Origin of the sequence: Orrella sp. 11846 (assembly GCF_048820935.1) — a bacterium.
GTDB lineage: Bacteria > Pseudomonadota > Gammaproteobacteria > Burkholderiales > Burkholderiaceae_B > Algicoccus.
On the sequence record NZ_JBMERD010000006.1, the window covers coordinates 121,705 to 139,786 of the forward strand.

Annotated in this window: 14 protein-coding genes and 1 tRNA gene; 8 read left to right on the plus strand and 7 right to left on the minus strand. The window is 48.8% G+C overall.

All coding sequences use genetic code 11. The features are described from left to right. The first annotated feature begins 10 nt into the window (after positions 1–10). The gene (locus ACOI06_RS06765) at positions 11–469 is read left to right on the plus strand and encodes a MaoC family dehydratase (protein ID WP_420661778.1); all 459 of its coding nucleotides are present in this window, start codon (positions 11–13) and stop codon (positions 467–469) included. Between the two features lie 185 nt (positions 470–654). Next, on the plus strand, positions 655–1,089 hold the full coding sequence (locus ACOI06_RS06770; protein ID WP_420661779.1) for a DUF4395 family protein: 435 nt from the start codon (positions 655–657) through the stop codon (positions 1,087–1,089). Positions 1,090–1,205: 116 nt separating this feature from the next. Here ACOI06_RS06770 and ACOI06_RS06775 read toward each other — a convergent pair whose 3' ends face one another. Next, entirely contained in the window at positions 1,206–1,694 is a 489-nt protein-coding gene (locus ACOI06_RS06775) for a MaoC family dehydratase (protein ID WP_420661780.1), read from the minus strand. A 158-nt stretch (positions 1,695–1,852) separates the two neighbouring features. On the opposite strand from ACOI06_RS06775, the gene ACOI06_RS06780 reads away from it, so the two are divergent. Together ACOI06_RS06780 and ACOI06_RS06785 are read left to right on the plus strand one after the other, a co-directional pair. Continuing rightward, on the plus strand, positions 1,853–2,365 hold the full coding sequence (locus ACOI06_RS06780) for a flavodoxin family protein (protein WP_420661781.1): 513 nt from the start codon (positions 1,853–1,855) through the stop codon (positions 2,363–2,365). 19 nt (positions 2,366–2,384) lie between these two features. Further along, on the plus strand, positions 2,385–4,661 hold the full coding sequence (locus ACOI06_RS06785; RefSeq protein ID WP_420661782.1) for an FAD-dependent oxidoreductase: 2,277 nt from the start codon (positions 2,385–2,387) through the stop codon (positions 4,659–4,661). A 309-nt stretch (positions 4,662–4,970) separates the two neighbouring features. Here the strand turns inward: ACOI06_RS06785 and ACOI06_RS06790 are convergent, their stop codons facing one another. From ACOI06_RS06790 to aceE, 6 genes are all read right to left on the minus strand, one after another. Continuing rightward, positions 4,971–5,282 (minus strand): HigA family addiction module antitoxin, encoded by a 312-nt coding sequence (locus tag ACOI06_RS06790; protein ID WP_420661783.1) that lies wholly within the window; start codon positions 5,280–5,282, stop codon positions 4,971–4,973. Positions 5,283–5,291: 9 nt separating this feature from the next. Continuing rightward, a complete protein-coding gene (locus ACOI06_RS06795; protein ID WP_420661784.1) occupies positions 5,292–5,570 on the minus strand; it encodes a type II toxin-antitoxin system RelE/ParE family toxin in 279 nt (92 codons plus the stop codon). Positions 5,571–6,214: 644 nt separating this feature from the next. After that, positions 6,215–6,290, minus strand: a tRNA-His gene (locus ACOI06_RS06800). Positions 6,291–6,398: 108 nt separating this feature from the next. Beyond that, entirely contained in the window at positions 6,399–8,183 is a 1,785-nt protein-coding gene (gene lpdA / locus ACOI06_RS06805; protein WP_420661785.1) for a dihydrolipoyl dehydrogenase, read from the minus strand. A gap of 9 nt (positions 8,184–8,192) precedes the next feature. Beyond that, positions 8,193–9,539, minus strand: a complete 1,347-nt coding sequence (gene aceF / locus ACOI06_RS06810; RefSeq protein WP_420661786.1) for a dihydrolipoyllysine-residue acetyltransferase — start codon at positions 9,537–9,539, stop codon at positions 8,193–8,195. Between the two features lie 25 nt (positions 9,540–9,564). Continuing rightward, a complete protein-coding gene (gene aceE, locus ACOI06_RS06815; RefSeq protein ID WP_420661787.1) occupies positions 9,565–12,276 on the minus strand; it encodes a pyruvate dehydrogenase (acetyl-transferring), homodimeric type in 2,712 nt (903 codons plus the stop codon). A gap of 322 nt (positions 12,277–12,598) precedes the next feature. Between aceE and ACOI06_RS06820 the strand changes: the two genes are divergently transcribed. The 4 genes from ACOI06_RS06820 (at position 12,599) to ACOI06_RS06835 (ending at position 18,081) form a co-directional block, all read left to right on the plus strand. Continuing rightward, on the plus strand, positions 12,599–14,392 hold the full coding sequence (locus tag ACOI06_RS06820) for a PAS domain S-box protein (RefSeq protein WP_420661788.1): 1,794 nt from the start codon (positions 12,599–12,601) through the stop codon (positions 14,390–14,392). Next, on the plus strand, positions 14,389–15,015 hold the full coding sequence (locus ACOI06_RS06825) for a response regulator transcription factor (protein WP_420661789.1): 627 nt from the start codon (positions 14,389–14,391) through the stop codon (positions 15,013–15,015). Before ACOI06_RS06820 ends, ACOI06_RS06825 begins: the two co-directional genes overlap by 4 nt. Next, positions 15,012–15,872, plus strand: a complete 861-nt coding sequence (folD, locus tag ACOI06_RS06830; RefSeq protein ID WP_420661791.1) for a bifunctional methylenetetrahydrofolate dehydrogenase/methenyltetrahydrofolate cyclohydrolase FolD — start codon at positions 15,012–15,014, stop codon at positions 15,870–15,872. Before ACOI06_RS06825 ends, folD begins: the two co-directional genes overlap by 4 nt. A 109-nt stretch (positions 15,873–15,981) precedes the next feature. Next, on the plus strand, positions 15,982–18,081 hold the full coding sequence (locus ACOI06_RS06835) for a M3 family metallopeptidase (protein WP_420661792.1): 2,100 nt from the start codon (positions 15,982–15,984) through the stop codon (positions 18,079–18,081). Position 18,082: the final 1 nt, after the last annotated feature.

Sequence of the window (18,082 nt, forward strand, 5' to 3'; positions counted from 1 at the left end):
GGGTAAACAGATGCGTGAAGTTAATTTTCATGATTTGAAATCTTTAGTCGGTACAAAAATTGGCACCAGCGATTGGTGGGATATTGATCAGGCTCGTATTGATAAATTCGCCGAAGCAACTGGTGATTTTCAGTGGATTCACGTCGACCCAGAACGTGCAAAAGAATCAAAATTTGGCAATACCATTGCCCATGGCTATCTGACCCTGTCAATGCTGGCTGGCATGCGCTTTAAGACATTTGAAGTCACCGGCACCAGCATGGGTGTTAACTACGGAATGAATAAAGTTCGTTTCCTGACACCCGTTCCCAGCGGCAGCCGCACACGCGCAACCTATGAACTGACAAACGTCAATGAGCGTGCGGACGGTGGACTGGAGTGCACCTTTACAGCAACAGTTGAGCTCGAAGGCGCCAGCCGCCCTGCATGTATTGCAGAAACCATGTCAATTTTCTACCCTGCTGCCTAAACGTTCATCGATTGATCTAAGCAAACAGGCGCCAGAGCACTCACGCTTTGGCGCCTGTTTGATCGAACCCCCCATCCCCTGTTCGTGAATGTGCCATCAAAACCACATTTGTAAGCATTCATTTGCAATTACGTTATGTTTTATAATATAATGTATAAATACTAAATCAATTTGGGGTTTCTATCATGCTTCGATTCGACGTTCCACCCGTGAATTCCAACACAATTCGCTTTGACGCATTTATTACATTTGTCGTCTGTTTGCTGGCTCTGTACGCAGGTCTACCCTGGTTGATGGTGATATTGGCTGTGATGGGATTTGTTCGCGGATTTTTAGGACATTACAAATGTCCGTCACACCGCGTGTTTGCAAAAACCATGGAAAAAATGAATATCGCAGGCCGTAAAGAAAACGCCGGCGCCAAAATGTTTGCCAACAAATTGTTGTTTATTGCCGCAACAGTGGCTAGTGTGCTTTATTTCACAGGCAACGAATTCTGGCGTGTCCCCGCCATGGTATTGGTCGTGTTTTCTGCTTTGGAATGGGCTTTCTCATTTTGTGCAGCATGCTGGGTTTATGGTGCATGGTACAAAGTCTTCCCACCCAAAATGTCTAGCTAAGTTAAATCAAATCGAGCGGGTGCGAACTATGCCGACCTGATGCTTTGCTTGAACACAAAAACATGAAGCCCGAGATCCTCATGGGATTTCGGGCTTCATATTTTGATTAAAAGCTCTTAGTCTGTCACACGTTTTACAAAGCGCATCGGTGTGTAAGTCATCACCACCGTACCATCTTCAGTTACGACTTGATTCAATGTTCGTACCAACCCGCGATCAGGTCGACTACGACTGGGGCGGGCTTCGATGACCTCACTGATCACTTCAATCGTATTACCCACAAAAGTCGGTCCAAGCACTTTCATTTCCATGTCCAAAAATGCGTAGCCCGTATGCTGCATAGCCGCCTGCATCAACAGACCCTCAGCCATTGAGAAAACCAACGCGCCTGGCACCAGACGACCTTTAATGTCTGAGTCCTCACGCAAAAATTCCGTATTCGTAAAGAGCACTTCCGTAAAGCCTGTCGCATTCACAAAGGAGACCAGATCGGCTTCTGTGATAGTGCGCCCCACAGTTCGAATCTTTCGGCCAAGCGGCATTTCATCGAAATGTAATCCTAGACCAATAATTTCTATGCCATCTTTTGTTTTTTTCAGTGCCATTTTGAAATCCCCTTCTCTTTATTCTTGAATCCATATCAAAAGTGTCGATGAACGGTCGCAGAAGTTGAGGCCACCATGACGCCGTCATCAATATCCAATACTTTCTTATAGAGCTTTGTTACTCTTATAGCTGATACGACAACCTGACATCACAAATCATGCCTGAAAACTCTACCTATGCACGAAAGCTGTTGGTGGTTTATCACAGCCAAACGAACGGAACTCGACAAATGGTCGATGCACTCGAAAAAGGCGTGCTCGCATCCGATGATATCAAAATTCTGATTCGACATGCATCACAAACCGTCACGCAAGATTTACTAGATGCAGATGGTTATGTGTTTGCCACCCCAGAAAATCTGGCATCGATGAGCGGCATGTTAAAAGACTTTTTTGATCGTACTTACTATGGCGCTTTGGATCGCATCCAAGGTCGACCATACGGCATCCTAATTTGTGCGGGTAGCGATGGAGAAAACGCTGCTCGACAGATTGAACGAATTGCCACTGGGTGGCGACTCAAACTGATTCAACCTGCTCTAATTGTCAATACGCAGGCACAAACACCTGAGGCAATCTTGGCCCAAAAAACATTGACTGACGAACAACTAGAACCGTGCGAAACCCTAGGATCTTTATTTGCCGCTGGGTTATCCATGTCTATTTTCTGATACAGAACCTATTAAAACCATGAAAGATACTCATTCCTTACCGCATTCGGATTTTGTGATCGTTGGTGCTGGTACAGCCGGTGCAACCGCAGCACAAACTTTACGTCAACTCAATCCCAAAGCCACGATCATGCTCATCGGTCAAGAAAGTCATTATCCGTATCATCGACCTGCGTTATCTAAACTCGGGATGGGTCTTGCTATGACCGCCCCACGCTCACCCGTCATGCCAAGTACGGAGTACGAAACATTAAACATCGAGCTTTTACGCGGCACACAAGTGACGGCATTGGATCGCGCGAAGAAAACGATCAGCCTCAAACAAAAAAACAAGGTCACACAACTACATTACGATCGGCTCCTGATTGCAACGGGTTCTAGAGCAATGCGGGCTGATGTTCCAGGCGCAAACCTCGCGGGTGTCCACACATTGCGAACTTTTGATGATGCCATCAAAATTGTGGACCATTGCAAGTCAGATCGTCATGCGGTGGTCATTGGTGCTGGCTTTATCGGCATGGAAATTGCGGGCACCTTAAAACAAATGGGGCTTAGCGTGACCCTCATTGAGCGCAACGACCTCCTTTGCAAACTAAACCATCCAGCCATTTCCAGACATTTTGAAGCCATTCTACGGTCACAAAAAATCGACTTGCGTTTGGATGTACGTCCAGTCCGATTGGAAGGCGAAAAGAAAGTCACCACAGTCGTCACCGATACTGGCGAAAAGATTCAATGCGATCTTGTCGTGATGGGAACCGGGGTTACACCGGCAATTGATTGGCTGCAATCCTCAGGCATCACACTTGAGAATGGTGTGTTGGTCGATAAATTCTTGCAAACTAACGATCCTGATATCTTTGCAGCAGGTGATGTCGCCAACGCTTGGCATCCAGTTTTTCAGCAATATATTCGAACGGAACACTGGGACAATGCAATTAATCAAGCCCAATGTGCAGCGCGGAATATGAGTAGGATCAATGATCCTTACTCACACATTAGCTACTTTTATAGCCATGTCTTTGATCAAAGCTTTAACGTGCTGGGTCTGACGCAAGCCGATGCCAAGACCATTGATCGTGAAAACCGAAAAAACAACCAGTTTGAAACGCTGTATCTTAAAGACGATATCTGTCAGGGATTCTTTGCGCTCGGACGTGCCGGTGAAAACGCACGGGCAGCCAGCATGTTGATTCGCGATCGAGTCCCTCTAGCCAAACATCTCACAAGCTTACGAAAAGCCAGTTTCAAACTCAGTGAAATCCCCGGTCAGGTGGCCTTTATTTTGCAGGGTGGTGGCGCCTACGGTGCATTTGAATGTGGCGCGGTTCGGGCACTTCAAGAACACGGCATCATTCCGGACTTGGTGGCTGGCGTTTCTATTGGTGCATTTAATGCCGCCATCATTGCCAGCGCCAAAGAGCATGCCGCAGAAGCACTAGACAGTTTCTGGCACGACATTTCTGCAGTAGCTGTCGAAAGCCCTGATGAGTCCAGCCGTCGTCTGATGGCCACCAACCAGATCGCCATGTTTGGTGTACCTGGATTTTTTACACCTCGCTGGATGCTAGCCATGCTTTTAAGAGCTGGCCCACCCGACACTTGGACGGGTTTATATGATTTTTCAGATGCGAAAGAGCTTCTGGAGAAATATGTCGACTTTCCAGCTTTACGCAATGGTCCAATTCGTTTACTGGTCACCGCCATTGATGTTCAGACCAGTGAAATCGTTTTGTTTGACAGTTATACAGAGAACTTAACCGCTGATCATATTTTAGCGAGTGGCAGTTTGCCACCTGCTTTCCCATGGACCACAATTGATGACAGGCATTACTGGGATGCAGGGATCATCAGTAACTCGCCCTTAGATATCGTGCTCGAACGTGTGGGTTCAACCGGCAAACAGATCTATTTGGTTGATCTATTCACAGGTCATCGTGAACATCTTCCTAAAAACATGACAGATGTGTTTTCGCGGCGCGATGAAATCTTGTTTTCTGAAAGGTTGCGTAGTAACCATCGCCAACAAGACTTGATTCAGGATCATCAACGTTTAATCAAACAGCTACTCGAAGCAATGCCGCAAGAGCAAGCCAATTTATTCCGTAGTGAACCTCTATATCAACAACTGATGGGTCGTGCAGCGCGCACAACATTTACACGTATCATGCGTGAGACGACACCTGAGAATCCGCCTTCACTTGCGTACGACTTCTCTCGTGCAACTATTCGTCAGCTTATCGAAGACGGCTATCAAACAGCCAACTATGTGCTCGACACAGATGAATCATCTTGATGACGTCTTTATCCATCCAGTCATCACCCAAATACTGACTGTAAGCATTAGACGGGTCTTACGGTCAGTTTGGATTTAGATACACGGGCAAACCAACAGCCTCTACAAAACATTATTTCTCGCTGTCAAACAAATCTACCAATTACTCCGTGTTTACGCCAATCTTGAAATTAGTCATCGTTTCGTTTTCCTAGGACTTTTGTGTGCAAACATCCGCCTAAGCGAGCGAGGCAATGGCTGCCTCATCTTCGCTGGAATTACAGCAGTTTAGGGGCTTTATCACCGCGCTTTCTGATCCTCGTTTACACACTAGGTCACAGTCGTATGTACGGACTCAACGTGCAATTCATGTCCAGAATGCTCAGCTTGCCATAAATCATAGTCTGCCTGACCACGCAGCCAACTCTGAGCACTGGGACCGCGACCATTTGGCTTACGAAGCCATGCTTCCAAACGTCTGGCCAAATCAACAGAAATAGCGGCACGGCCATGTAATACACGTGACAAAGCAACACGGCTCACTCCTAACTGCCGCGCAGCCTCGGATACCGACACACCAAGGGCTGGAAGAACATCCTCTCGCAATGTCTCGCCAGGATGAGGTGGGTTATACATACGCATAACAATCTCCTAATGATAATCCTGGTAATCCACCAAGATGGCATTTTGACCTTCAAACATGAATGTCAAACGCCAATTTCCATTGACCCAAACCGACCACTGATCTTGATCTGTTCCACGCAATGGGTGCAAACGCCATCCCGGTATATCCATATCTTCAGGACTAGCTGCACTATCAAGTCGTTGTAACTGGCGCGCTAATTTTGCAGCATGAGATGGTTTGATTCCTGCCTTGCTACCTGTTTCAAAAAATCGCTGCAAGCCGCGATGCCGGAAGGTTTTAATCATTTGTTATTGTATCGCTTGACGATACAATACGCAATTGAATAAAATTCATTTTTTGTTATGTGTCTTTATAGTTTCAGCGACAAATAATAAGCTTGTTTGTGAACAGCATGCCATCTTTCCATGGACTTTTTCGTGTCACCGTAGAAACACCACCCAACATCAATATATGCAACAAACTTTGGCCAAAACTACTCATCAATACCGAATTATGATGCATCAACGGACACCTTGAATTGCCTATATAAATTGATGTCAATGGTCATTAACAATTGATTAATTCAGACTGTTGTTTGGCATTGAAACATTAAAAAGCAAAGGTTTCACGATCAGTTAAAAGTACAGATCTGACGATAAATGATGGTGACAATGTGAAGTGAACTCGTAAACACGGCCGTCGAACATTTCAGCATGCGTTTGAAACCACTTAGGAAAATGAATCCAAATGGGTACGATCTCCGACATATATGGATATCGTGGCACGTGCAGGCTGGCATATCTTTACTTGTGATTAATGAATTAGGCGGTTTGGTACCGTCTCAGCTTGCCACACACGCAAACTCTGTCAAATTCCTGTCAAAGTCGTTTGACCAATAAAAAACGCCGTCAACGAGGACGGCGTTTTTTATTGATACTGCAGTGTTTTTTGGGGTGGCTGACGGGGCTCGAACCCGCGACAACCGGAATCACAATCCGGGACTCTACCAACTGAGCTACAGCCACCTCCGATAGAAGAAGCATTCTAACACAGTTTTAAAAAATCAGGGTGAGTCGTTGTTTCTGACCCACCCTGCTCGTTCAAACATTCATAGACGGTTAAACGCGTCCCTTTTAACGTTTACGAACCGGCGGTAAATCTGTGCAAACGCCTAATGCAGCTTCAGCCGCCATGCCTACAGATTCTCCCAGTGTTGGATGCGGATGAATGGTCTGACCAATATCGACAGCGTCAGCCCCCATCTCAATGGCCAACACCACTTCACTAATCAGATCCCCTGCACCTGTTCCGACAATGCCACCGCCAACAATACGACCCGTCTGCTCATCAAACAGGAGCTTGGTGAACCCTTCATCACGATCATTGGCAATCGCACGGCCTGAGGCCATCCAGGGGAACAGCCCTTTTTTAACCTTGAGACCATCTCGTTTGGCTTGTTCTTCAGTCACGCCAACCCAAGCAACTTCAGGATCTGTATAGGCGACGGACGGAATGACTCGTGCATCGAAGAAACTCTTCTCACCTGCGATCACTTCTGCAGCGACATGCCCTTCATGGACTGCTTTATGGGCAAGCATAGGTTGCCCCACGATGTCACCGATAGCGTAGATGTGAGGCACGTTGGTTTGCATCTGCTGATCAACTTCAATAAAACCACGCTCATTGACATTCACACCAGCCTGATCTGCCCCAATCGAAGCACCGTTTGGACGACGACCCACGGCTTGCAACACCAAGTCATACACCTGGGGGTCTGTGGGTGCATTCTCACCTTCAAAGGTGACGTGAATTCCATCAGGCTTGGCTTCAGCGCTGACAGTCCGAGTGTTCAGCATCATGTGATCAAAACGATGATCGTTTTTCTTATGCCAGACTTTGACCAGATCTTTATCCGTTCCAGGCATCAAACCATCTTGCATTTCAACCACGTCTAAACGTGCACCGAGTGCGCTATAGACTGTACCCATTTCAAGCCCAATAATGCCGCCACCGATAATCAGCATGCGCTTTGGAATCGCTGGCAGTGACAATGCGCCGGTTGAGTCCACGATGCGTGGATCTTGAGGCAGCATTGGCAACTTCACGGATTCACTACCTGCAGCAATGATTGCATGTGAAAACTGGACTTTTTCTGATCCATTATCAGACTGAACTTCAATCTCATTGGGCCCAGTAAAGCGACCAACGCCCTGCTTGACCGTCACCTTACGGGCTTTTGCCATGCCGGCCAAACCGGTCGTGAGCTTAGAGATCACACCCGATTTAAAGTCACGCAGTTTATCGAGATCAATAGACGGCTTCTCAAAAGAAATTCCGTGGGCTGACAAACCTTGTGCGGCTTCCAGAACCGAGGCGCTATGTAGAAGCGCTTTGGAGGGAATACATCCCACGTTCAGACACACACCACCCAATGTGGGATAGCGCTCAATCAAAATAACTTCCAGTCCCAGATCGGCTGCACGGAATGCTGCGGAGTAACCACCTGGGCCACTACCCAACACAACCACTGGACCACTGGCAGGTGCCGCTGCCGGCGCCTGACTGGTTGAAGCCGATGCTGTCGGAGTCGCGGCAGCTGCAGCAGGTGGTGGAGTTGCCGGTGCTAAAGCTGAAGCAGCGGGCGCAGGTTTTTCTGCAGGCTTCTCACTAGCCTGCGCTGCTGCTGCTTCCAGCATCAGCATGACATCACCTTGATTCAGTTTGTCACCCAGCTTAATGCGCAGTTCTTTAATCACCCCAGCATCAGAGCACGGGATTTCCATCGATGCTTTATCTGATTCAACGGTAATTAAACTTTGATCAACCTCAACCGTCTCACCTACTGCAACCAGAATCTCAATGACTTCAACATCTTTGAAGTCACCAATATCGGGCACCTTGATTTCCTGAAGACTCATGACGCCCCCTTAAAGTACGATTCGACGGAAGTCCGCCAACAAACTACCTAGATATGCATTAAAGCGAGCAGCCGCTGCACCATCAATCACACGATGATCAAAGGACAATGAAAGTGGCAGAATCAACCGTGGCTTAAATGCCTGACCATCCCAGACGGGCATCATTTTGGAGCGAGAAACACCAAGAATGGCGAGTTCAGGCGCATTGATAATTGGCGTAAAGTCAGTTCCACCAATGCCACCCAGTGAAGAGATCGTAAAGCAACCACCTTGCATCTGTGATGGTGACAATTTGCCATCTCTAGCTTTCGCAGCCAATTCACTCGTTTCCTGCGCAATTTCAATGATTCCTTTCTGATCCACATCACGAATCACCGGCACCACCAAGCCATTCGGCGTATCGGCTGCAAAACCAATGTGGTAGTACTGCTTCATGATCAACTGATCGCCATCCAGCGACGCGTTGAACTCTGGAAACTTCTTCAAAGCAGCCACTGCTGCTTTCATCAAGAACGCCAGCATCGTTACACGGACTTCCTGGCGTTTGTACTCTTGATTCAGGCTCTGACGCAGCGCTTCAAGATCCGTAATATCCGCTTCATCATTATTTGTGACATGCGGAATCATGACCCAGTTGCGATGTAAGTTGGCACCAGAAATCTTTTTAATCCGTGACAACGGTTTGGCTTCAACTTCACCAAACTGGGAGAAATCCACTTTAGGCCAAGGCAGCAGACCCAATGCGGCACCCGAATCTCCCGACGCACTTGCAGCGGCGCTCACGCCCTGAGACAGTGCTTGCTTCACAAAACCTTGCACATCTTCACGAGTAATCCGGCCTTTGTCAGCACTGCCCTGCACCAGGGCCAAATCCACACCAAGTTCACGTGCAAATTTACGTACAGAAGGTGATGCATGAGGCAAATTCGTCACACTTGTGGGTAAAGCGTATGCACGTGTAGGTGACGGCAATGAACCCGCAGGTGCGGTTTGAATCACGCCAAGATCCGCAGGGGGCGTCACAACCTCAGGGGCTGCAGACGCTACAGCTGGTGCAGCTGCTGCAGGTGCGGGTTCAGGTTTAGCTTCTTCAGGCTGCGCAGCTGGTGCTTGTGCACCCGCTTCAATCTGCAGCATGACTGAACCTTCATTGAGGCGATCTCCAAGCTTAATGCTCAGTGATTTCACGACGCCAGCTGCTGACGACGGAATTTCCATCGAAGCCTTATCTGATTCAACGGTAATCAGACTTTGCTCGACTTCAATCGTATCCCCCACATTGACCAGAATTTCAATCACCTCGACATCTTTAAAATCTCCGATATCGGGAACCTTAATATCAATCAGTTCGCTCATTCAGTTCTCTCCTGGTAAACCACAATCATGCGTGGGCTGGATTGGGTTTATTGGGGTTAATCTTGTATTTAGCAATGGCTTGTGCAGGTGCTTCTGCAGGGACTTTGCCTTCTTGAGCGAGTGCTGTCAATGTGGCCAAAACCACGAAATGGCGATCCACCTCAAAGAACTCACGCAACTTATAGCGGAAATCCGAGCGTCCAAACCCATCCGTACCCAATACTTTATACGTTCTACCCGCTGGCATGAACGCACGGATCTGATCTGCAAAAATCTTCATGTAGTCGGTTGACGCAATAATAGGGCCTTGGGTTCCTTCTAGCGTCCGTGTCACGTAGGGAATCTGGGCTGGTTCCCCTGGATGCAACATATTGTGGCGTTCGCAATCCATCCCATCACGGCGCAATTCAGTCAAGCTCGTTGCGCTCCAAACATCCGCCATCACACCCCAGTCTTCACACAACAACTTAGCCGCAGCCAGCACCTCACGCAAAATCGTGCCTGAACCCATCAACTGGGCGCGCGGTGCATCTTTCTGATCACTTTCAGGCGCAGGCTCGAGCAGATACAAGCCTTTCAGGATGCCCTCTTCATCGCCACTCTTTAATCCAGGTTGTGAGTAGTTCTCATTCATCAAGGTGATGTAGTAGTACACGTCTTCCTGATCCTGAACCATACGACGTAGACCATCCTGAATAATGACCGCGACTTCGTGTGCGAAAGTTGGGTCGTAGCTCACGCAGTTTGGAATGACAGAGGCTTGAATATGGCTATGGCCGTCTTCGTGCTGCAAACCTTCTCCGTTAAGCGTTGTGCGACCTGCTGTACCGCCCAGCAAAAAGCCACGTGCCTGCATATCACCCGCCGCCCATGCCAGATCTCCAAAACGCTGGAAACCAAACATTGAGTAGTAGATGAAAAACGGAATCATGATGCGGTTGTTCGAAGAGTACGACGTTGCTGCCGCCAACCACGAACTAAATGCACCCGCTTCGTTAATCCCCTCTTGCAAAAGCTGTCCGTCAGCCGACTCTTTGTAGTACATCACCTGATCTTTATCGACAGGGGTATATTTCTGGCCTTCTGGCGCATAAATACCGATTTGACGGAACAACCCTTCCATCCCAAACGTACGAGATTCATCGGCAAGAATCGGCACAACACGAGGTCCAATCTCTTTGTCACGTAGAATCTGATTCAATGCACGCACAAACGCTTGTGTGGTTGAAATCTCACGACCTTCAGGCGTGGGATCCAAAATGGGTCGAAAAACTTCAAGCGCAGGCACTTTTAACTTCTCATCTGCACGTGGACGACGTTTGGGGAGGTAACCGCCCAACGCTTTACGTCGTTCATGCAGATACACCATTTCTGGTGAATCTTCAGCAGGCTTGTAATAAGGAATATCTTCAAGCTGATCATCAGGGATCGGAATATTAAAGCGATCACGGAACTCACGGATAGAATCCAATTCAAGTTGCTTTTGTTGGTGAGCTGGGTTCTTACCCTGAACCACATGCCCCAGACCATAACCCTTAATCGTTTTTGCCAGAATCACTGTAGGCTGACCTGTGTGATTCGCAGCCGCATGGAATGCAGAATAGACCTTATGCGGATCGTGACCACCTCGATTCAAGCGCCAGATATCCTCATCGGTCATGCGTGAAACCATCTCCAGAAGCGCTGGGTGTTTGCCAAAGAAATGATCACGCACAAACTTACCGTCATTGGCTTTATAAGCCTGGTATTCACCGTCGACTGATTCTTCCATAACGCGACGCAAGATACCTTCTTTGTCAGAAGCCAACAGAGGATCCCAGTAGCCACCCCAGATCAACTTAATCACATTCCAGCCGCTACCACGGAACTCACCTTCCAATTCTTGGATGATTTTTGAGTTACCACGCACTGGACCATCCAGACGCTGCAAGTTGCAGTTCACCACAAAAATCAGGTTATCCAGGTTTTCACGGGAAGCCAGGCTGATTGCGCCCAAGGATTCTGGTTCGTCCATCTCACCGTCACCGCAGAAAACCCAGACCTTACGCTTGCTGGTATCGGCAATGCCTCGTGCGTGCAAATATTTTAAAAACCGTGCCTGATAAATCGCCATCAAGGGTCCCAAACCCATCGAAACCGTTGGGAACTGCCAGAATTCAGGCATTAACTTTGGATGGGGGTAAGAAGACAGCCCTTTACCATCCACCTCTTGACGGAAATGATCCAGTTGATCTTCGGTCAGACGTCCTTCCAAATAAGCGCGGCCATAGACCCCAGGTGACGAGTGTCCCTGAAAATAAATCAAGTCACCACCGTGGTCTTCAGTCTCTGCATGCCAGAAATGGTTTTGTCCGGCAGCGATCATGGTCGCAAGCGATGCAAAGGAAGCAATATGACCACCCAAATCTCCACCATCAGGTGGGTTGTGACGGTTCGCTTTCACCACCATAGCCATCGCATTCCAGCGAATATAACTACGAATTCTGGCTTCCAGCGCCTGGTCGGCAGGACTTTTTTCGCCCAAACTTGCGGGGATGGTATTGAGATAGGCCGTATTGGGCGAATAAGGAATATACGCACCAGAACGGCGCGCCATGTCGATTAGCTTTTCCAACAACTCATGGGCACGTTCAGGCCCCTCACGATCCAAGACAGCAGCTAATGCTTCAAGCCACTCCTGCGCTTCCGGGTCATCTTTTGCAAGCGCGGTCTCGTACTTCAAATCAGGGCTACCCATCGTGCATCTCCTTGTAGCAACATCTGAAAGGCAACCATCACTCAACATGTCTCTACATGAGTCTGTCTGTTTTGGCAGCCTTTCTTATTGTTCGGTTTCAAGCTGCTAATTTAAAAAACGGCAACTTGAATATGTACTTCCTGATTCTATTGTCTTGTGTCGAAAGCGGCAAGCAAGATTTCATATATTGAATGGTTATTTCATATTACGAAACAAACTGACTGTTTTGGGTGATTAAAGTCTTTGGAAACACTAAAAACACATGACCTCAAAATTAGATATCGCCACAGGCAGTTACAATAGACTTAGATAAGGATTAGGCATGCGGAATCAGACCAACGCAAAAACAACTACATCAAAAAAGTCTTCACACAAAACAGGCATTGTGACTCCATTCCAGAACCACGCACATCTCAAGCGTCGTCGCTGGTATTGGGTCGTGCCTTTTCTTGTGCTCGTCCTGTATGCCTTGGTCATGGGGACATTTTTTTGGCTGCAACGTATTCGTGACGGCAGCGTCATGTTTGTGTCTATCGATCAAGAATTACGCCAACAGCGTTTAATGTGGATCGTCATTGCGCTATCAGTCGTCATTGTCATTGCGCTATTGGCACTCTGGCGTTACACCCGTCATCGCACACAGACTGAAGCTGCGCTTATGGCGGAAACAGCATTTCGGCGTGCCATGGAAAACTCTATGTCCACTGGTATGCGTGTCATTGACATGGAAGGACGTATCGCCTACGTGAACCCCGCGTTTTGCCGGATGATCGGATGGAATGAAGCCGATCTCATCGGTCGCATGCCACCCTACCCTTACTGGGTCCCAGGTCGATACGACGTTCACCAAAACATGTTAGACAGTGTGCTAACAGGACAGACACCGGCCAGTGGCATTGAACTCGAAGCACAACGACGCGATGGTTCTCGTTTTGTGTCCCGAATTTATGTTTCAGCCTTACTTGATCCCAGTGGAAACCAGATCGGATGGATGACATCCATGACGGATATTACGGAACCAAGACGTATTCGAGAGGCACTCACCGCGGCTCACGAACGGTTTATGACGGTTTTGGAGGGACTCGATGATGCCATTTCCGTGACCGCCGATACCGCCGACGGCATGGATCTGTTGTTTGCCAATCGCACCTACCGAACTTTATTTGGTGCACAAACCCAAGGTCATGCCGAGCTATTGGCCGGCCGACGCGGTCGCTACACCGAACAACCTATAGAGCTTTTTTCACCCAGCGTGCAACGCTGGTTTGAGGTGCAACATCGTATGCTGGCTTGGACAGATGGTCGCCGCGTCCGTCTTCAGGTTGCCCGTGACATCACAGAGCGGCGTACACACGAAGAAGAATCTCGTGTGCAGCAAGAAAAAATCCAAATTACCAGTCGCCTAACGACCATGGGTGAAATGGCCTCTTCACTCGCACATGAGCTTAACCAGCCACTGACAGCCATCTCAAACTACAGCATGGGTGCAGTGGCCATGCTCAAATCCGGTCAGGCCGACTCTGAACGTTTACTCGAAGCGCTGGAAAAAGCGGCTCAACAAGCACAGCGCGCTGGAAAGATCATTAGTCGTATCCGTGAGTTCGTTAAGCGCAATGAACCACGTCGTCAGCGTGTCGATCTTCATGAAATCATCGATAATGCGATTGGCTTAGCGGACATTGATGCGCGCAAGCGCAGCATTCAGGTTGAATTGATCGTGCCTGAACAATTGCCGCCTGTTCTTGCGGATCCTATTCTCATTGAGCAGGTTTTACTGAATCTGGTCAAAAATGGTCTGGAAGCCATGGAGGCATCTCAAGGTCAAGAGCTTAAAGTCATTGTTAGCCATCAATCGAATCTGGTTGAAATTGCCGTCATTGACCAAGGTCACGGCGTCGAGGATCCAGATCGACTTTTTGAGCCGTTTTTCAGTACCAAATCCGAAGGCTTAGGAATGGGATTAAATATCTGTCGAACCATCATAGAGTCACATCACGGACAGTTATGGGCCGCTAAGAATCCAGAAGGCGGTACTATATTTCGGTTTACGTTGCCTTGTGCTCCGACTGAATCCATACCAGCGAGCACACAACCCAAGGAGGAAACTCACGCATGAATTCGCCACAATCTGTCAGCACTGTTTTTATCGTAGATGACGATGAGGCCGTGCGCGACTCACTGCGTTGGCTACTCGAAGCCAATGCCTATCGTGTGCGGACCTACGCCAGTGCAGAAGCTTTTTTAGCAGACTATCAGGACGATCAGTTCGGTGTGTTAATTGTGGATGTGCGCATGCCTGGCATGAGTGGTCTACAACTTCAGGAAGAGCTGATCATTCGCCAAAGCCCAATGCCCATCGTATTCATTACTGGCCACGGTGATGTTCCAATGGCCGTGACCACCATGAAAAAAGGGGCGATCGACTTCTTAGAAAAACCCTTTAACGAAGTGGATCTACGTGAAACGGTTACACGTATGTTTGAAATTGCCACACAAAACTTCAACCGCGCCCAAGCTCAGCGTGAACATGAGTCCATGATTTCACGTTTGACAGCCCGCGAGCAGCAGGTCTTGGAACGTATTGTGGCGGGTCGTCTGAACAAACAAATCGCCGATGATTTGGGTATCAGCATCAAAACGGTCGAAGCCCATCGCGCCAATATCATGGAAAAGCTTCAGGTCACCACCGTGGCCGATCTCATGAAGGTCGCCCTTATGAACACCGAGGTATCCCAGTGAGCGCACAAATCATTTCTGGCACCCAACTGGCGGCCGAATTGCGTGAGGAAGTTGCACAGCGCACTCAAGCCCTGATTGCGCAAGGCATCACGCCTGGGCTCGCTGTTATTTTGATTGGGGACGATCCCGCCTCATCTGTGTATGTTCGTAACAAAGTTGCCGCATGTGAAAAAGCCGGCCTGCACTCAGTGCATGAAACTTTGCCTAGCGAAACAACGCAAGAAGCGCTGCTGGCAAGAATTCAAGCGCTCAACGAAGATCCGTCAATACACGGGATTCTGGTGCAACTGCCTTTGCCCGATCACATCGACACGCACAAAGTCATCGAAGCCATCAGTCCAGAAAAAGACGTGGATGGTTTCCATGTCATTAATGCGGGCATGTTGATGACAGGCACCCCGCTCTTTAAACCTTGCACCCCTTACGGCGTCATGAAAATGCTCGAAGCACACCATGTCGAGCGCCGAGGAGCAGTCGCCTGCATTGTGGGTGCCAGCAATATTGTCGGCAAACCCATGGCCATGCTTTTATTGGCTGACGGGGCAACTGTCACCATTTGCAATAGCAAAACACGTGATCTGGCTGCCCATACTCGTGCAGCTGACATTCTGGTCGTGGCGGTTGGGCGACCCAACATGATCACCGGCGACATGATCAAACCAGGTGCTGTAGTCATTGATGTCGGAATCAATCGCTTACCTAATGGCAAGCTGTGCGGCGATGTCGACTTCGAATCAGCCAGCCAAGTGGCTGGTGCCATTACGCCGGTTCCAGGCGGTGTCGGTCCCATGACGATCGCCATGTTACTGGTCAATACGCTTGAAGCCGCTGAACGATCAGCACAAAACAAGGTCTAACTAAAACAATTTTGTCGACAGGGGCGGAACCATTCAAGACACCACCCCCCAGTCGCGTACTTGAATACATACAGAAAACAACGTTCTGACTTAGAGGTAAACGAACAGCATGACGATTGACACGAGCAACCCACTTCTCGCACCCATGGATCAGTTGATGGACTATCAGTCGATCCGTCCAGAACAGATTGAACCGGCCATTACCCATCTGCTCGAAAAAGCTCGCAAAGCTGTGCAATCAGCTGCAGATCCTGCTTTACCGGCCACCTGGGAGGCCGTGATCACTCCGCTTGATGACATCATGCAGCCACTGTGGCGCGCTTGGACAATCGTTGGGCATCTAAAGTCAGTCGTGAGCGATGCACCATTGCGCGAGGCGTTTAATCAAATCCTAGGACCAGTGACAGAGTTTGGTGCTTGGGTGGGTTTACACGAAGGACTCTACCAACAATATCTACGTTTAAAAAACAACCCGGATTTTGTGAATTGGTCGCCTGCCCGTCAACGTGTCATCGAACTCTCTATCCGTGACTTTCTCTTAAGTGGTGTCGCCCTTCAAGGTGAGAAAAGAGAGCGATTCGCACAAATTGCCCAAGCGTCTTCTGAGGTTGCCCAAAAATTCTCAGAAAACATCCTCGATGCCAATGATGCTTGGTCTCTGACGCTCGATGATGAAAGCCGTTTACAAGGTTTGCCTGACGACGTCATTGCTCGGTTCCGTCAGCAAGCCCAGACCGACAAAGACACGGCCAACGGAGATACAGCCGACGAAGTGAACGCCTGGAAAATCACACTCAAAATGCCGGATTACTTGCCCGTCATGCAATATGCGAAAGATCGAGAGCTGCGCCAAACACTCTATCGCGCCTATGCCACGCTGGCCTCAGATCAGGGTGATACACAATATGACAACACCGAACAAATTGAGCGTTCATTAGCTTTAAGAGCAGAAAAATCTGCATTACTAGACTTTGAGCACTTTGCAGCCATGCAGCTTGAGACCCGCATGGCCGATGATGCCCCACAAGTATTAAATTTTTTACGTGATCTTGCACAACGCGCTCTGCCCTTTGCACGTCGCGATCTCAAAGATTTACAGGCATTTGCACAATCCGAACTGGGCCTAGACACCTTAGAGCCTTGGGACGTTGGCTACGCCAGTGAGCAACTACGTCGAGCGCGATACGACTACTCTGAAGAAGAAATCAAACCCTATCTGCCGCAACCCCGCGTCATTGACGGGTTGTTCAAAATGCTCAAACAGTTGTTTGATCTGACTTTTGAGCCAACTTCAATGAAACTCTGGCACAACGATGCTCAAGCCTTTAAGGTCTTTGCGGGTAATCAAGAGTCACTCGGCTACCTGATCATGGATTTAACGGCACGTGAAGGCAAGCAAGCCGGTGCCTGGGTGAATCAAGAGCGTGATCGACGTCGCGTTTCAGATCATTTACAAACACCGATTGTGTATCTGACTTGCAATTTCGCACCGGCAGCACCTGGCGAGCCCGCACGCCTAACGCACGATGATCTCATCACGCTGTTTCATGAAATGGGGCATGCCCTACACGCTCTACTGGGTCAAGTCGATGAGCCCGGCGCGAGCGCGTTTTCCGCAGTGGAATGGGATGCCATTGAATTGCCATCGCAGTTTATGGAGAACTTTTGCTGGGAGTATCCGGTCCTCGAAACCCTGACTGGTCATGTCGAAACGGGTGCACCTTTACCTAAGCCTTTGTTTGACAAATTGCTCGCTGCACGTAACTTCCAAAGTGGCATGCAAACGGTGCGTCAAATCGAATTTGCGATGTTTGACATGTTGCTTCATAACCAACCAAAAGGTCTTGAGATCGGCGACGTCATGCAAACACTACAGAGCGTTCGTGACGAAGTGGCTGTCATTCATCCACCCGCATGGCATCGCTTCCCGCATGCGTTCTCGCATTTATTTGCAGGCGGTTATGCCGCAGGCTACTACAGTTACAAATGGGCAGAAGTGCTTTCTGCGGATGCCTATGCCGCGTTTGAAGAAACAGGCAATGTACTTGACACGGCAATGGGCGAGCGCTACCGACAGGAAATTCTGGCTGTGGGTGGACTACGACCTGCCGCCGAATCATTTCGGGCTTTCAGAGGTCGTGATGCGCAACTCGATGCATTGTTGCGACATGGTGGTATGACAGCATTGACTGATCAAGCACACGCTTAAA

Coding starts and splice junctions, on each gene's coding strand:
- ACOI06_RS06765 (WP_420661778.1), top strand. CDS start 11: ATGCGTGAAGTTAATTTTCATGATTTGAAATCTTTAGTCGGTACAAAA.
- ACOI06_RS06770 (WP_420661779.1), top strand. CDS start 655: ATGCTTCGATTCGACGTTCCACCCGTGAATTCCAACACAATTCGCTTT.
- ACOI06_RS06775 (WP_420661780.1), bottom strand. CDS start 1,694: ATGGCACTGAAAAAAACAAAAGATGGCATAGAAATTATTGGTCTAGGA.
- ACOI06_RS06780 (WP_420661781.1), top strand. CDS start 1,853: ATGCCTGAAAACTCTACCTATGCACGAAAGCTGTTGGTGGTTTATCAC.
- ACOI06_RS06785 (WP_420661782.1), top strand. CDS start 2,385: ATGAAAGATACTCATTCCTTACCGCATTCGGATTTTGTGATCGTTGGT.
- ACOI06_RS06790 (WP_420661783.1), bottom strand. CDS start 5,282: ATGCGTATGTATAACCCACCTCATCCTGGCGAGACATTGCGAGAGGAT.
- ACOI06_RS06795 (WP_420661784.1), bottom strand. CDS start 5,570: ATGATTAAAACCTTCCGGCATCGCGGCTTGCAGCGATTTTTTGAAACA.
- lpdA (WP_420661785.1), bottom strand. CDS start 8,183: ATGAGTCTTCAGGAAATCAAGGTGCCCGATATTGGTGACTTCAAAGAT.
- aceF (WP_420661786.1), bottom strand. CDS start 9,539: ATGAGCGAACTGATTGATATTAAGGTTCCCGATATCGGAGATTTTAAA.
- aceE (WP_420661787.1), bottom strand. CDS start 12,276: ATGGGTAGCCCTGATTTGAAGTACGAGACCGCGCTTGCAAAAGATGAC.
- ACOI06_RS06820 (WP_420661788.1), top strand. CDS start 12,599: ATGCGGAATCAGACCAACGCAAAAACAACTACATCAAAAAAGTCTTCA.
- ACOI06_RS06825 (WP_420661789.1), top strand. CDS start 14,389: ATGAATTCGCCACAATCTGTCAGCACTGTTTTTATCGTAGATGACGAT.
- ACOI06_RS06835 (WP_420661792.1), top strand. CDS start 15,982: ATGACGATTGACACGAGCAACCCACTTCTCGCACCCATGGATCAGTTG.